This is a genomic window from Clavibacter californiensis, assembly GCF_021952865.1.
Lineage (GTDB): Bacteria > Actinomycetota > Actinomycetes > Actinomycetales > Microbacteriaceae > Clavibacter > Clavibacter californiensis.
On record NZ_CP040792.1, the window covers coordinates 1,127,971 to 1,140,922 of the forward strand.

At 74.2% G+C, this 12,952-nt stretch carries 15 protein-coding genes; 6 read left to right on the forward strand and 9 right to left on the reverse strand.

Features of this window, described 5'->3' with window-relative positions; genetic code table 11:
- Positions 1-4 precede the first annotated feature (4 nt).
- Positions 5-1,534, forward strand: coding sequence for a catalase (locus tag FGD68_RS05725; RefSeq protein WP_119373152.1), 1,530 nt, complete (start codon positions 5-7; stop codon positions 1,532-1,534).
- A gap of 68 nt (positions 1,535-1,602) precedes the next feature.
- On the opposite strand, the gene FGD68_RS05730 is transcribed toward FGD68_RS05725, so the two are convergent.
- The 3 genes from FGD68_RS05730 to FGD68_RS05740 all read right to left on the reverse strand — a co-directional run bounded on the left by FGD68_RS05730 (position 1,603) and on the right by FGD68_RS05740 (position 3,525).
- Entirely contained in the window at positions 1,603-2,364 is a 762-nt protein-coding gene (locus FGD68_RS05730; protein ID WP_119373151.1) for a hypothetical protein, read from the reverse strand.
- Between the two features lie 67 nt (positions 2,365-2,431).
- A complete protein-coding gene (locus FGD68_RS05735; RefSeq protein WP_390611045.1) occupies positions 2,432-2,944 on the reverse strand; it encodes a GNAT family N-acetyltransferase in 513 nt (170 codons plus the stop codon).
- A gap of 5 nt (positions 2,945-2,949) precedes the next feature.
- Positions 2,950-3,525, reverse strand: a complete 576-nt coding sequence (locus FGD68_RS05740; RefSeq protein WP_237609887.1) for a GNAT family N-acetyltransferase — start codon at positions 3,523-3,525, stop codon at positions 2,950-2,952.
- 87 nt (positions 3,526-3,612) lie between these two features.
- Between FGD68_RS05740 and FGD68_RS05745 the strand changes: the two genes are divergently transcribed.
- From FGD68_RS05745 to FGD68_RS05755, 3 genes are read left to right on the forward strand one after another with little or no spacing between them, the layout of a single operon-like run.
- Positions 3,613-4,770 (forward strand): AI-2E family transporter, encoded by a 1,158-nt coding sequence (locus tag FGD68_RS05745; RefSeq protein WP_119373149.1) that lies wholly within the window; start codon positions 3,613-3,615, stop codon positions 4,768-4,770.
- On the forward strand, positions 4,767-5,567 hold the full coding sequence (locus FGD68_RS05750) for a DUF1206 domain-containing protein (RefSeq protein ID WP_104237049.1): 801 nt from the start codon (positions 4,767-4,769) through the stop codon (positions 5,565-5,567). The genes FGD68_RS05745 and FGD68_RS05750 overlap by 4 nt, the downstream gene beginning before the upstream one ends.
- Positions 5,564-6,298, forward strand: a complete 735-nt coding sequence (locus tag FGD68_RS05755) for a PhzF family phenazine biosynthesis protein (RefSeq protein WP_119373618.1) — start codon at positions 5,564-5,566, stop codon at positions 6,296-6,298. Before FGD68_RS05750 ends, FGD68_RS05755 begins: the two co-directional genes overlap by 4 nt.
- 26 nt (positions 6,299-6,324) lie before the next feature.
- Here the strand turns inward: FGD68_RS05755 and FGD68_RS05760 are convergent, their stop codons facing one another.
- Entirely contained in the window at positions 6,325-7,638 is a 1,314-nt protein-coding gene (locus tag FGD68_RS05760) for a hemolysin family protein (protein WP_104237051.1), read from the reverse strand.
- Complete coding sequence (locus FGD68_RS05765) at positions 7,635-7,793, reverse strand: hypothetical protein (protein WP_237609888.1); 159 nt, start codon at positions 7,791-7,793, stop codon at positions 7,635-7,637. Before FGD68_RS05765 ends, FGD68_RS05760 begins: the two co-directional genes overlap by 4 nt.
- A 76-nt stretch (positions 7,794-7,869) precedes the next feature.
- Between FGD68_RS05765 and FGD68_RS05770 the strand changes: the two genes are divergently transcribed.
- Positions 7,870-8,292 carry a hypothetical protein gene (locus FGD68_RS05770; RefSeq protein ID WP_237609889.1) on the forward strand — a complete coding sequence of 141 codons (423 nt, stop codon included), beginning with the start codon at positions 7,870-7,872 and terminating at the stop codon, positions 8,290-8,292.
- A 25-nt stretch (positions 8,293-8,317) separates the two neighbouring features.
- On the opposite strand, the gene FGD68_RS05775 is transcribed toward FGD68_RS05770, so the two are convergent.
- From FGD68_RS05775 to FGD68_RS05790, 4 genes are all read right to left on the reverse strand, one after another.
- Positions 8,318-9,124: a DsbA family protein gene (locus tag FGD68_RS05775; protein ID WP_119373646.1), complete on the reverse strand. Its 807-nt coding sequence runs from the start codon at positions 9,122-9,124 to the stop codon at positions 8,318-8,320.
- 118 nt (positions 9,125-9,242) lie between these two features.
- On the reverse strand, positions 9,243-11,351 hold the full coding sequence (locus FGD68_RS05780) for a cytochrome c oxidase assembly protein (RefSeq protein ID WP_237609890.1): 2,109 nt from the start codon (positions 11,349-11,351) through the stop codon (positions 9,243-9,245).
- 159 nt (positions 11,352-11,510) lie between these two features.
- Positions 11,511-12,149, reverse strand: a complete 639-nt coding sequence (locus FGD68_RS05785) for a hypothetical protein (RefSeq protein ID WP_119373917.1) — start codon at positions 12,147-12,149, stop codon at positions 11,511-11,513.
- A 160-nt stretch (positions 12,150-12,309) separates the two neighbouring features.
- A complete protein-coding gene (locus FGD68_RS05790; RefSeq protein WP_237609891.1) occupies positions 12,310-12,447 on the reverse strand; it encodes a hypothetical protein in 138 nt (45 codons plus the stop codon).
- Positions 12,448-12,484: 37 nt separating this feature from the next.
- Between FGD68_RS05790 and FGD68_RS05795 the strand changes: the two genes are divergently transcribed.
- A complete protein-coding gene (locus tag FGD68_RS05795; protein WP_237609892.1) occupies positions 12,485-12,940 on the forward strand; it encodes a MarR family winged helix-turn-helix transcriptional regulator in 456 nt (151 codons plus the stop codon).
- The last annotated feature ends 12 nt before the right edge of the window (positions 12,941-12,952 follow it).

The following is a 12,952-nucleotide window of genomic DNA, read 5'->3' on the forward strand; positions in this document are numbered from 1 at the left end:
CACCATGACCGACCAGAAGTTCACGACCACCGACTCCGGCGCCCCGGTCGCCAGCGACGAGCACTCGCTCTCCGTCGGCCCCGACGGCGCCATCCCGCTGCACGACCACTACCTCGTCGAGAAGCTCGCGCAGTTCAACCGCGAGCGCATCCCGGAGCGCGTCGTCCACGCCAAGGGCGGCGGGGCGTTCGGCACCTTCCGCGTCACGGGCGACGTGAGCGCGTACACCCGCGCCTCCCTCTTCCAGCCCGGCGCCGAGGTCGAGATGCTCGCGCGCTTCTCCACCGTCGCCGGCGAGCAGGGCAGCCCCGACACGTGGCGCGACCCCCGCGGATTCGCGCTGAAGTTCTACACGGACGAGGGCAACTACGACCTCGTCGGCAACAACACCCCCGTCTTCTTCATCCGCGACGGGATCAAGTTCCCCGACTTCATCCGCTCGCAGAAGCGCCTGCCGGGCTCGCACCTCCGCGACCACGACATGCAGTGGGACTTCTGGACGCTCTCGCCCGAGTCCGCCCACCAGGTCACGTGGCTCATGGGCGACCGCGGCCTGCCGAGCTCGTGGCGCCACATGGACGGCTTCGGCTCGCACACCTACCAGTGGATCAACGCGGCCGGCGAGCGCTTCTGGGTGAAGTACCACTTCAAGACCCAGCAGGGCATCGAGATCCTGAAGCAGGAGCAGGCCGACCAGATCGCCGGCGAGGACGCCGACTTCCACATCCGCGACCTCACCGAGGCCATCGACCGCGGCGACTACCCGGAGTGGAAGCTCGAGGTGCAGATCATGCCCTACGAGGAGGCGAAGTCGTACCGGTTCAACCCGTTCGACCTCACCAAGGTCTGGTCGCAGAAGGACTACCCGCGCATCGAGGTCGGCACCATGACCCTGAACCGCAACCCGGAGAACTACTTCGCGCAGATCGAGCAGGCCGCGTTCGCGCCCTCGAACTTCGTCCCCGGGATCCAGACCAGCCCCGACAAGATGCTCCTCGCGCGCATCTTCAGCTACGCCGACGCGCACCGCTACCGCGTGGGCACGAACCACGCGCAGCTGCCGGTGAACGCGCCGAAGTCGCCCGTGCACAGCTACTCCAAGGACGGCCAGGGGCGCTACACGTTCCAGGACGCCGGCACGCCCGTCTACGCGCCCAACTCGCACGGCGGCGCGCACGCCGACCCGGCTCGCGCCGCGGAGAGCGCCGGCTGGGAGCAGGACGGCGAGCTCGTCCGCGCGGCCGCCACGCTGCACGCGGAGGACGACGACTTCGTCCAGGCCCGGATGCTCGTCAACGAGTCGATGGACGACGCCCAGCGCGAGCGCCTCGTCGGCAACATCGTCGGCCACGTGAGCAAGGTCACCACGGCCGAGCTCCGCGCCCGCGTCATCCAGTACTGGACGAACGTGGACGGCTGGCTCGGCGCGGCCGTCGCCGCGGGCCTGCCGCCGCTCGCCGGCGACGCGCCCGTCGCCGAGGCCACCCCCGGCCCGACGCGCGACGCCGAGGAGGTCGGTGTCGGGGCTCGCTGAGGCGCGGTGATCCGCTGATCGAACGACACGACGCCCGTCCCCTGACGCAGGGGGCGGGCGTCGTCGCGTCATCCGCGCGTAGGGACGGCGCGCGGTTCCGCGAAGCCCGCGTCGAGCAGGGGGCGCGAGCCGAGCGGCTCATCGAGCGCCAGAGTGAACGGCGTCGAGTCGTTGCCCTGGCAGTCCTGAGCGCCCGGGAACGGACGTACGCCCAGGGTGACCACCACCTGGTCCACGTCCTGCCGGAGATCGACGACCTCGATGCGGCCCTCCGCTGTCCGCCCGGAAGCGCATCCCCGTTCCGTCACGAGGAGCTCGATGTCCCGTGAGGCCGGATCCGGTGTCGACGCGAGCGCGACATCGGGGACCTCCAGGTCGCCGAGGTCCACCTGGAGGGCGCACGCGCTCCGCTGGGACACGAACCACTCCGGCCCGCCGCCCGCCATGGAGGCCGCCCGCATGACCACCGCCACCTCGCTGCCGGCCGCGGTCTCCGGGCTGCCGGGGTCCTCGAGGCCGGGCGCGTCGCGGAACAGGGCTATCAGCTCGGCGGACTCATGTGCGAGCGCCCACCCCTCGTCGGGCAGCAGCCCGAGACCGCGGCCGTCGTCCCACGTGGCGACCTCGAAGGCGCGGCGCGTCTCCGCGCGCGTCTCCGCGAGGGGCACGCGCGCCGCAAGCGCCTCGGCCGGGATCGCGACCCCGCCGCAGAGGTATCCGGTCGGCGCTGCCGCGGACGATCGGTCCGAGGGCGTCGCGGCCGAGGAGCAGCCGGCGAGCAGGAGCACGACGACGGTCGCAGCGGCGATGGTAGTTCGTCGGGTCGACATCCTGGCTCCTCGGCGCCGTCGGCGTCGGCGCCCGCAGCTCCTGGCCAGCTTGGCCTGCGCCGGCCCGTCACGCCAGCGGCAGCTCCATCTCCAGGTCCTTCTGCGTGCGGTCCAGCGCGTACGGCACGCTGCGACCCGTGAGGACGAAGCCGCGGCGCTCGTAGTAGGCGCGGGCGCGCGGGTTGTCCTCGTGGACCTCGAGGCGGACGGCCTGCGCGTTGGGGCGGTCGCGGGCCCAGGCGATGATGGCGTCGAGGAGCAGGTCGGTGACGCCCGCGGCGCGACCGCGGGCCGACGGCGTGATGTAGACGCTCACGAGCATCACGCGCGTGGGATCCGCGGCGACGAACGCGTTCATGGCGCCGAGCCAGCGGCCGGTCGCGCGTTCCACGGCGACGTACGCGGTGCTCCCGGGCTGGTTCGCGCGCCGCGTGCGCGCCTGCCAGTCGGAGTCGGGCCGGCCGAGCGCGCTCTCGAGCGTCTCGAGGTAGGCGAGCGGGGTGTCCTCGAGCATCTCGAGGCGGAGGGCCCGGTACTCGCGCCAGTCCTCGGCGCGGAGGCGGTGGATCACGGCGTCCATCGCGGTCAGACCAGCTGCCCGTTGACGTGGAGGTCGCCCGCGGGGAGGGCGTCGGCGGGCGCGGTGACCGGCAGCATCATCCAGCCGTGGTCCTGGTGCACGACGCCGGCGGCGCCGAGGAGGGTGAAGCCGTTGTAGTGGCCGGTGCGGTCGTCGAGCGGGAGCCAGCCGTGGCGCGCGTAGTAGCCGGACGTCGACTCGCCCGTCTCGAGGACGCCGAACGGGACGGCGAGACGAGCCAGCGCGTCGCGGATCCCGTCGGCGAGCAGCGTGCCGAGGCCCTGCCCCTGCCGGCCGGGGTGCACGGCGACCATGCCGGTGGATCCGACGAGCACATCGTCCGCCGGGTCGCCCTGGCCGTCGCCCACCTCCACGAACATGCGGCGGATCCCCGCGTGCGCCACGAGCTCGTCGCCGTCGTGCACGAGGATCCGCAGCTCGGGCTGCGCGCCGGCCCAGCTGCGTGCGCCCGTGTAGCCCGCGGCGAAGTCGGGGAAGGCCAGGGCCAGGAGCGCCGCGATGCGCTCGTGGTCGGCGACGTCGAGCGCGCCCTCGCGGACGACGGTGAGGCGGGGTCCCATGGGTCGAGGGTATCGGCCGGTCACGCGCGTGTCCGGGGCCGGACCGCGGCCCGGTCGCGCGGCCCGCCCGCCCGTAGGGTGGAGCGCATGACCACCCCGCAGTCCGTCTGGCAGGACAAGCTCGGCCGCCTCTCCATCCGCTGCGTGCAGATCCTGGCGGTCCTCGTGGTCGCCACCGCGATCGTGTACGCCGCCATCTCGCTCAAGCTCGTCGTGATCCCGGTGATCATCGCGCTGATCCTCGCCTGCGCGGTGCGCCCGATGGTGCTCTGGATGGAGCGCCGCGGCATGCCCGACGCGCTCGCCGCGGTCATCGCGCTCCTCACCGGCCTCGTGCTCTTCGGCGGCGCCATCACGGCCGTCGTCTTCGGCGTGCAGAGCCAGTGGCCGACGCTCGTGAAGGCGACGAGCGAGGGCGTCGACCAGCTGCAGTCCTTCATCGAGGAGGGCGGGCTGCCCATCGACACCGCGCAGATCGACTCGCTCCGGGGGCAGGCGGTCGACTTCCTCACCAGCAGCCAGTTCGGATCCGGCGCCATCGCGGGCGTCTCGGCCGCGGCCGAGGTCGTCACGGGCGCGGTGCTCGGGCTCGTCGTGTTCTTCTACTTCGTCAAGGACGGGCCGCGCATCTGGGCCTTCCTCATCCGCCCGTTCCGCGGTCGCGGCCGGAAGCGCGCCGTGCGCGTCGGCCACGAGGGCGCCAAGGTGCTCGGCGGATACATCCGCGGCACGGCGACCGTCGCGCTCGTCGACACCGTGTTCATCGGGGCGGGCCTGCTCATCCTCGGCGTGCCGCTCGCGCTGCCGCTGTCGCTCGTGGTGTTCATCGGCGCGTTCGTGCCGATCGTCGGCGCGACGGTCGCGGGGATCCTCGCGGCGCTCGTCGCGCTCGTGACGAACGACCTGGGCACGGCCATCTGGGTCGTCGCCATCGTGATCCTCGTGAACCAGCTCGAGGGGAACCTGCTGCAGCCCGTCGTGCTCGGCAACGCGCTCAAGCTGCACGGCCTGGTCGTGCTGCTTGCCCTGACCGCCGGCACGATCCTCGGCGGCATCATCGGCGCGATCCTCTCGGTGCCGCTCACGGCCGTCGCCTGGACCGCGTGGAAGATCATCATGGAGCCGGACGAGGAGGAGCCGGAGCCCCCGGCACCCGCGCCGCTCGAACCCGTGAAGAAGGCGGCGCGCGGCCTCACCGCGAGGCTCACGGGCCGCCCCGCCACCGCCACCCGCGCCGAGCGATGAGCGCGACCGGCGCCGCGGCGGGCCTCCAGCGCTCGCCGGGCTTCGCGGTCGCGGCGCGCCTCGGGCACGCGGTCAACGGCCTGCTGCACCTGCTGATCGGCGTGGTCGCGTTCCGCCTGGCGACCGGCGGCGGGGGCGGCGAGGCCGACCAGTCCGGCGCGCTCGGCTCCATCGCGGGATCGCCCGGCGGCCGCGTGCTGCTGTGGGTCGTCGTGGTCGGGCTCGTCGGGCTCGGCCTCTGGCAGCTCGTCGAGACCGTCCTCGCGCGCGGCGAGGACGCGAAGCGCACCTGGGCGGCGCGCGCCAAGGAGCTCGGCAAGGCCGTCGCCTACCTCGCGATCGCGGCCACGGCGCTGCGCTTCGCGACCGGTGGATCCAGCGACTCCTCCGAGCAGACCCAGTCGCTGAGCGCGCGGCTCCTCGCGGCGCCGGGCGGCGTCGTGCTGCTCGTGATCGTGGGCCTCGCCGTCGTGGCGGTCGGCGTCTACTTCGGGTTCAAGGGCGCGACGAAGCGCTTCCGCGACGACCTGGCCGTGCCGTCCGGGTCGCTGGGGCGCGGGATCACCGCGCTCGGCGTCGCCGGGTACGTCGCCAAGGGCGTCGCGCTCGTCGCGGTCGGCGTGCTCTTCGTCGTCGGCGCGGTGACGGCCGATCCGAGCCGCGCGACGGGCCTCGACGGCGCGCTCCAGTCGCTCGCGGGGCTGCCCGCGGGCGTCGCCGTGCTCGCGATCACGGGGCTCGGCCTCATCGCCTACGGCCTGTACTGCGGCGCCCGCGCGCGCTACGCGAAGCTGTGACGGAGCGTCGGGTCGTCGCGCTCGACGGCGTGCGGCCCGACGAGGTGCACGTGGTGCGGGTGTTCGCCGACGCGGACGGCGCGCACGGCAACGAGCTCGGGATCGTGCTCGCGTCGGCGCGCACCGACGGCCGGGAGCCGGCGATCGCGCGGGCGCTCGGCTTCAGCGAGACGGTGTTCGTCGACGCGGTGGACGCGCCGGGCGCGGATCCGCGAGGGGCGTCGATCCGCATCCTCACCCCCGCGCGCGAGCTGCCCTTCGCCGGGCACCCGACCGTCGGCACCGCCTGGTGGCTGGCGTCGCGCGGCGTGCCGGTCGACCACCTGCGCGTGCCCGCCGGGATAGTGCGCGTCACCCGCGTCGGCGACGAGGTGCGCGTGACCGCCGATCCCGAATGGGGCCCGGAGTTCACGTGGCAGCAGCACCCGACGGCCGATGCGCTCCGCGGCCTCGACGCCGACGCCGTGGCCCCTGCGGTCGACCACCTCTACGCCTGGACCTGGACGGACGAGGCCGCGGGGGAGGTGCGGGCGCGCATGTTCGCGCCCGCGCTCGGCGTCGTCGAGGACGAGGCGACCGGATCCGCGGCCCTCCGGCTCACGGCGCGCCTCGGCCGCGACCTCCGCATCACGCAGGGCCGTGGCAGCGTGCTCGTGACGCGCCTCCGCGACGACGGCCGCGCCGAGGTCGGGGGCCGCACGGTGCCGGACCGCGTGATCCCGCTGCCCTGACCCGCGCCGCCCGCCGCCCGCCTTCGCTACGCGGTCGCGGCGTCCGCGTCCTCCGTCGCCGGGTCCTCGCGCGGCACGACGAGGATCTCGGAGATCCGCCGCCGGTCGAGCGCCGTGACCTGGAGGGTCACGCCGTCGACCTCGACCGAGTCGCCGACCTGCGCGAGCCGGCCGAGGTTCTCGATGACGAAGCCCGCGACCGTGTCCGACGCGGAGTCGGGGAGCTTGACGCCCGTCGCCTCCTCGAAGTCCTGGAAGTTGAGGCGGCCGTCGATCGTGCCGCCGTCCTCCGCGAGGTCGCGCGCGGCGGAATCCGTGTCGTACTCGTCGAAGATCTCGCCGACGACCTCCTCCACGAGGTCCTCGAGCGTGACGATGCCGTCGGTGCCGCCGTACTCGTCCACGATCACGGCGATCTGGTGGCCCTCGGCGCGCATCATCGTGAGCGTCGGCAGCACGCGCGCGGTCGCCGGCAGGTAGGGGATCGGCCGCAGGATCTCGGAGACGGGCCGTTCGGGGTCCGCCGCGATCGCCTGGTACAGGTCGCGCACGTGCACGAAGCCGATGACGTCGTCGATGGTCTTGTCGACCACCGGGTAGCGCGAGTACGGCCGGTCCTGCACGTCGATCCCCGCCTCGCGGACCGTGCCGGTGCCGTCGAGCGCGGCGATCTCGGGCCGCGGCTTCATCACCTCGCTGAGCTGGCGGTGGCGGAGGGAGAGCACGTCGTCGAGGATCCGGCGCTCGTCGTCGGGGAGGCCCTCGTGGCTGGAGACGATGTCGCGGAGCTCCTCCTCGCTCATCTCCTCGCCGGTCTTGTGCGGGTCGCCGCCGAGGAGGCGCACGACCACGTTCGTCGAGACGGAGAGCAGCCAGATCACCGGGCGCATGAGGTTCGCGAAGCCGTTGAGCACGGGCGCGACGCCGTACGCGAAGCCCGCGTTGCGCTGGATCGCCAGGCGCTTGGGCGCGAGCTCGCCGAGCACGAGCGACAGGTAGGCGATCATCAGCGTGAGCAGGAGCGTCGCGATCGTGGACGCGAGGCCGGACTCCAGGCCCCACGACTCGAGCAGCGGGACGACCGACGGCGCGATCGACGAGGCGCCGTACGCGGCCGATGCGAAGCCGGCGACGGTCACGCCGATCTGCACCGCGGCCAGGAAGGTGTTGGGGTTCCGGGCGAGCGCGGCGACCTTCTCGCCGCGGCGGCCGCGGGCGGCGAGGGCGTTGAGCTGGCCCTCGCGGAGGGTGACGAGCGCCATCTCGGTGGCGGCGAACACGCCGCCGACGAGGACGAACACCACGACCAGGACGATGTTGAGGACGAGGTCGCCGTTCACGAGCGGGGGCCGGTCGGGCGGGTGCCGGTCGAGCGGGCGCCGGTCGGGCGGGCGGCCGTGAGGCGGGTGGCGCGGAGTGTGCGGAGCGTGCCCGGGGTCGTCCGGGCGCCGGGACTGTGGCTGTCGGGAGCGGGCTCCCGCGCGGTTCTGTGCATGGATCGAGGGTAGTGGAGCAGGTGGGGAAATAGCCCGGGCCGTCGTCCGGCGACAGCCGTGCCCTACGGTCGGGGCATGGATCAGACAATGCTCGACGGGTCGTGGCTGGGCAGCTCCGGGTGGGTCACGCTCGCCCTCGTGAACGCCGGGCTCGCGGAGCAGAAGGGCCGCTCCCGGTGGAACTGGTTCCTCGTCTCGATCGTCCTCGGCCCGATCGCGACGTTCTTCATCGTGACGTGGGAGCGGGTGCCCGCGCGGCCCGTCGCGACACCGGGAGAGGGCCCGACGAACGGACTCCTCGCCGTGGGGATCGGGCTGGCTGCGCTGGCTGTGGTCAGCGGCGTGGTCGCGACGATCGGCGGGGACACCGGGATGTGGATCCTCGCGGCCGCGCTCGCGGTCGTCGCAGCGGTCTCCCTGGTCCTGCACGTGCTCGCGCACCGGCGCTGGGCAGCGGCGCAGGCCGGGTCGCGGGCGGCGGCTGTCCCCGAGGACTGACCGCCGCCCGCGGTCCCGCGTCGGATCAGCCGGCCGTGAAGCCGCTCGGCAGCTGCGCGCCTGCCTTCGTCACGGCGTCGACGAGGTCCTGGCCGCCGACCGTCGTGATCGTCTCCCCGCCGATGCGGAGGGTGGGCGTGCCGGTCACGCCCGACTGCTGCGCCGCGTCGGTGTTCGCCGTGATCCAGTCGACGTACGCCCCCTTCTGCGTGCAGGAGAGGGCATCCGGATCCGTGACGCCCCGGCCCTGGAGCCACGTGGAGAAGTCCTTCCCCGTCCACGAGTCGGTCGCGGCGGAGTGGTTGGCGAAGAGCGCCGAGTGCACGCCGGGCCAGGCCGACGGATCGTGCGCGAGCACGCAGGCGGCCGCGCTGCCGGCGACGCGGCCGTAGTTCGTCACGATCTGGATGGGGTGGTACACCACGGCCACCTGCCCGCTGCCCGCGAGCCGGTCGAGCAGCGCGCCGTTCTCGGCCTCGTACTCCTGGCAGTGCGGGCACGAGTAGTCCTCGTAGACATCGAGGGTGACGGGAGCGTCCGCGGCGCCCACGCGCACGCTGTCGGGTCCCGTCGTCACCTGCGCCTGGTCGCCCGAGCCGAGGGCGACGGTCGCGTCGGCCGTGGGCGGCTGGGCTCCGGCGCTCGCCTGGTCGCGGAGAAGGATCGCGCCGCCGGCGATCGCCGCGATGAGGATCACGACGACCCCGGCGACGCCGAGCTGGGTCAGCAGGCGCCGGCGCTTCCGCTTCGCCTCCTCGATGCGCCTCTGCGCGTTGGCCTTCTCTCGGATCTCCCGGGTGCGGTCGCGGTCGGCTGCGGTCTTCTTGCTCATCGGTCCTTCTCTCGTGTGCGGGGTGAGGCGGTGCGGGGTCCGGTCGTGCGGGGTCCGGCCGTGCGGTGCGGATGCGGGGGATGGTCGGCCGGGGAGGGCGCGGGATGCGGGGCGCGCGTCATGCGGTCGGCTCCGCGCCGCGATCGTGCCGGTCGATGGCCTGCAGGTTCGCGTTGTAGGCGCGCAGCTCCGCGTCGTCGTCGCGGAGGGCGGCGCGGTCGTAGCGCCGGGCGGCGCGCGTCTCGGACGTCGACCACTGCCGCACCACCATGAGCGCCACGAGGACGACGGGTAGCTCGCCCGCGCCCCACGCGATCCCACCGCCCGCGGCCTGGTCCGCGAGCAGCTGCGCGTCCGTCTGTATGCCGAGCTGGTGCCAGAAGTCGATCGCGAGGATCGACGTGCCCGACATGATCGACAGCCCGAAGAACGCGTGGAACGCCATCGTCGCGAGCAGGATGATGAGGCGGATCGGGTACGGCGGACGGCGCGGCCCGGGATCCACCCCGATCAGCACGAAGAAGAACAGGTAGCCGCTGATGAGGAAGTGCACGCACATCAGCAGGTGCCCCTGGTGGGTCTGCAGCGACCACTCGAACCAGCCGGTCCAGTAGAACGCGACCAGGCTGCCGGCGAAGACGCCGGCGGCGACGACCGGGTGCGTCACGAGCGCCGAGTAGCGGGAGTGCGTGGCGGCGAGCACCCACTCGCGGACGCCGCGGCTGCCGTCGCGCCGCGCCGGGACGGTGCGGAGCAGGAGCAGCACGGGGGCGCCGAGCACGAGCAGCGGCGGCACGTACATCATCAGCAGCATGTGCTGGATCATGTGCGTGCTGAAGTGCACGGCGCCGTAGACGCCGGGCCCGCCGCTGGTCGCGTACACGAGGAGGGCGCAGCCGGCGAGCCACGGCACCGTGCGGGCGGGCGACCACGCGTCGCCGCGGACCCGCAGCCGACGCACGGCCACGAGGTACAGGCCGGCGAGCACGACGGCCCCGGCGAGGAAGAGGTGGTCGGGATGGAACGCGGTCAGCATCCGCCCGGTCGTCACCGGGTCGGGGAACGTGAACCCGATGAGCGAGGCGCGCGGATCCACGTCGGCGACGGAGGTCTGCGGGACCGGCGGCGCGCTCCGGCTGAGCGCCACGGACACGCCCATCGCGACGGACATGGCCACGACCTCGCCGACCGCGAGCCGGAGGAACGCGGTGCGGCGGGTCGCGTCGCGGACGAGGCCCGGGATCAGGATGCGGCGGTGGGCCCAGCCCGCGAGGCCGAGCCCCAGGAGCAGCGCCGTCTTGAGGAGCAGCAGCACGCCGTACGGGGTGGTCACCAGGTCGAGCGGCCCGCCCAGGCGGAGCGACGCGTTGATGATCCCGGAGAGCGCGACCGCGACGAACGCCCACCCGGCGAGCGTCGAGTAGCGACGGACGACCGCGGGCAGCGCGCCGCGCACGTGCCGCTGGAGGAGGATCACGGCCACGAGCCCGCCGGCCCAGACCGTGACGCCGATGAGGTGGATCCCGAGGCTGTTCACCGCGTTCGCATGCTCGTAGGTGCCCGCCGCGTGGCCGGAGAGCGAGAGCGGGAGGAGCGCCAGCAGGGCCGCTCCCGCGGCGATCCCGATCCCCGTGACGCGCTGGGTCCACATCGTGACGCCCAGCACCACGGCGATGCACGCCAGCGACGCGACGAGCGTCTGCCCGAGCTCCAGCCGGGTCGCGAAGTAGGCGAACTGACCGCGGAAGGTGGGCGACGTGAGGGGCACGCCGATCACGTTCGCGCCCGAGAGGGCGAGCACGGCGATGCCGGCGGCCAGCCACACGGCGGCGGCGCGCGACGCCCAGCGCGTGGCCTTCCACTGCGCGAGGCTCGCCATGCCCGGCCGCTTCGCCTGCCCCGGGAGGGCGAAGGCCGCGACCACGAGCAGGCCGATGGTGATCGCGGCGGCGGCGTCGTGGATCACTCGCGCGATGGGCAGGCCGTACCGGACGACGTCGCCGGGGTCGACCAGCAGGGTCGTCGTGGTGGCACCCGTGAACAGGGCGCTGAGGAGCATCACCGCGACGGCGAGCGGCAGGCACAGCCAGAGGAGCGCCGATCGTCCCGAGACGCGCGGCAACCGCAGCTGGGCGGTGCGCGTCTCGAACGCGATGTCGTCGAGGCCGTCGGGCGCGGCGGCCCGCGGAGTGGCGGCGGCGGTGGGCAGGGGGGAGTTCGGGGGCACGGGGATCCGTCCGTGAGGCGCGCCGGTGGGCGCGGGCGGGGCCGGTCGCGTGATCGCGGCACGGCGGAGGCGCGTCGGGCGACGCGGGAAGCCGCGCGACCGCCTCGGGCGGACGCGCGAGAGCCGGGCGCGAGGGGCTCGCGCCCGGACGGGCTCGGATCAGGCGGAGGCGGGCGGACCGCGGCGCGGCATCGACGACAGCGCGACGCCCGTGTCCGGCAGGCCCGGGTGCCAGGCCGCCGGCACCCGGTGGCGGAGCTCGACGGAGGGGGAGGCGAGGAGCGCCACCGCGTGCAGCACCACGACGAGGGCGGTGCGGGCGAGCGCGACGAGGTCCCAGAAGGCGCGCTCGCCGAAGCGGAGGGCGACGCAGGTGACGGCGGCGGCGAGGACGTGGGCCGCCCACATGCCGGGGCCGTGGTGCATCCCGCCCATCGCGGCGGTCTCGGTGCCGCCTCCCGCGACCGTCGTGACGACGTGGCCGCCCATGCCGTGGTGCCCGCCGATCATCCGGGTGCTCGCGCTCGTCGCGGCGCCGACGGAGAAGAGGAGGTGGAACGCCCCCTGGCTGAACGCGACGGCGATCGCGAGCCGCAGGACGGAGATGGTGCGTCCGGCGAGGAACGTGCTGACCGGGAGGGCGAAGGCCGCGGCGACGACGACGCCGACGACGCCCGGAGCCTCGCCGCCACCGGCCATGTGGGAGACCGCGGCGACGAGGATCGCGACGCCGGACGTGACGACGCCCCGCGCGACGCGCACGCCGCGCGTGCCCATCACCTCGGTCCCGCGCTCCATCGCCGTCGAGCCTACGCGGTGCATGCTGCGGGACCGCGGTCGAGTCGCATCGGGCCGGTGCCGGACAGCGACGTAGATCGCGGGCCGGGTGACGGGGCGGACGAAGCCGATTGGGTCGACGAGGAGCCTCTCGGCGCGGGGGCGCGATGCCGGCTCGCCGCTAGCGGTCGCCAACCGGCGGTGTGCCGCCGGGGCCGCCCGAGCCGGCGCCGGGCGCGGATCCCGCCGTCGGCGTCGTCGCGGTGTCGACGCGCGCCGTCAGCGCGACGCGGTAGCCGGACGTCGCGTCGCCGGTCACCTGGCCGAGCTGCGCGGTCCCGGGGGACCGCTCCGACGTGCTCGAGCGGCTCCGGGACTACACGACCGCGTTCTACGAGTCGGTGCGGCAGCTGGCCGCGGCGGTCGGGCTGCCGATGACGGACACGACGGCGCTCGCCGAGGTGATCTGGGCGGAGACCGCCGGTCGCGCGCTGTCCCCGGCCCGCCTGTCGGAGAAGCTCCACCTGACCTCGGGGGCGACGACCGCGCTCATCAACCGGCTCGAGGGCGGCGGCCACCTCGAGCGGAGCCGGGAGAGCGCCGACCGGCGGGTGGTCACGCTGCGGCCGACCGCCGCGTCCCGGGCGCGCGTGATGGACGTGCTGCAGGGCGCGCAGGCCGACGTCGACCGGGCCCTCGACGGGTTCACCGCCGAGCAGCTCCGCACGGCGGCCGCCGTCGTGCGGGCGGTCGCGGACGGGACCGCGGCGGGCACCCGCACCATGACGGGCGATGGCGCGACGCGGAGCTGAGCGGGGACGGTC

Bases quoted from the DNA above. Each gene is read 5' to 3' on its own strand.
- FGD68_RS05725 (WP_119373152.1), top strand. From the start codon at position 5: ATGACCGACCAGAAGTTCACGACCACCGACTCCGGCGCCCCGGTCGCC.
- FGD68_RS05730 (WP_119373151.1), bottom strand. From the start codon at position 2,364: ATGTCGACCCGACGAACTACCATCGCCGCTGCGACCGTCGTCGTGCTC.
- FGD68_RS05735 (WP_390611045.1), bottom strand. From the start codon at position 2,944: ATGGACGCCGTGATCCACCGCCTCCGCGCCGAGGACTGGCGCGAGTAC.
- FGD68_RS05740 (WP_237609887.1), bottom strand. From the start codon at position 3,525: ATGGGACCCCGCCTCACCGTCGTCCGCGAGGGCGCGCTCGACGTCGCC.
- FGD68_RS05745 (WP_119373149.1), top strand. From the start codon at position 3,613: ATGACCACCCCGCAGTCCGTCTGGCAGGACAAGCTCGGCCGCCTCTCC.
- FGD68_RS05750 (WP_104237049.1), top strand. From the start codon at position 4,767: ATGAGCGCGACCGGCGCCGCGGCGGGCCTCCAGCGCTCGCCGGGCTTC.
- FGD68_RS05765 (WP_237609888.1), bottom strand. From the start codon at position 7,793: ATGCACAGAACCGCGCGGGAGCCCGCTCCCGACAGCCACAGTCCCGGC.
- FGD68_RS05770 (WP_237609889.1), top strand. From the start codon at position 7,870: ATGGATCAGACAATGCTCGACGGGTCGTGGCTGGGCAGCTCCGGGTGG.
- FGD68_RS05775 (WP_119373646.1), bottom strand. From the start codon at position 9,124: ATGAGCAAGAAGACCGCAGCCGACCGCGACCGCACCCGGGAGATCCGA.
- FGD68_RS05785 (WP_119373917.1), bottom strand. From the start codon at position 12,149: ATGGAGCGCGGGACCGAGGTGATGGGCACGCGCGGCGTGCGCGTCGCG.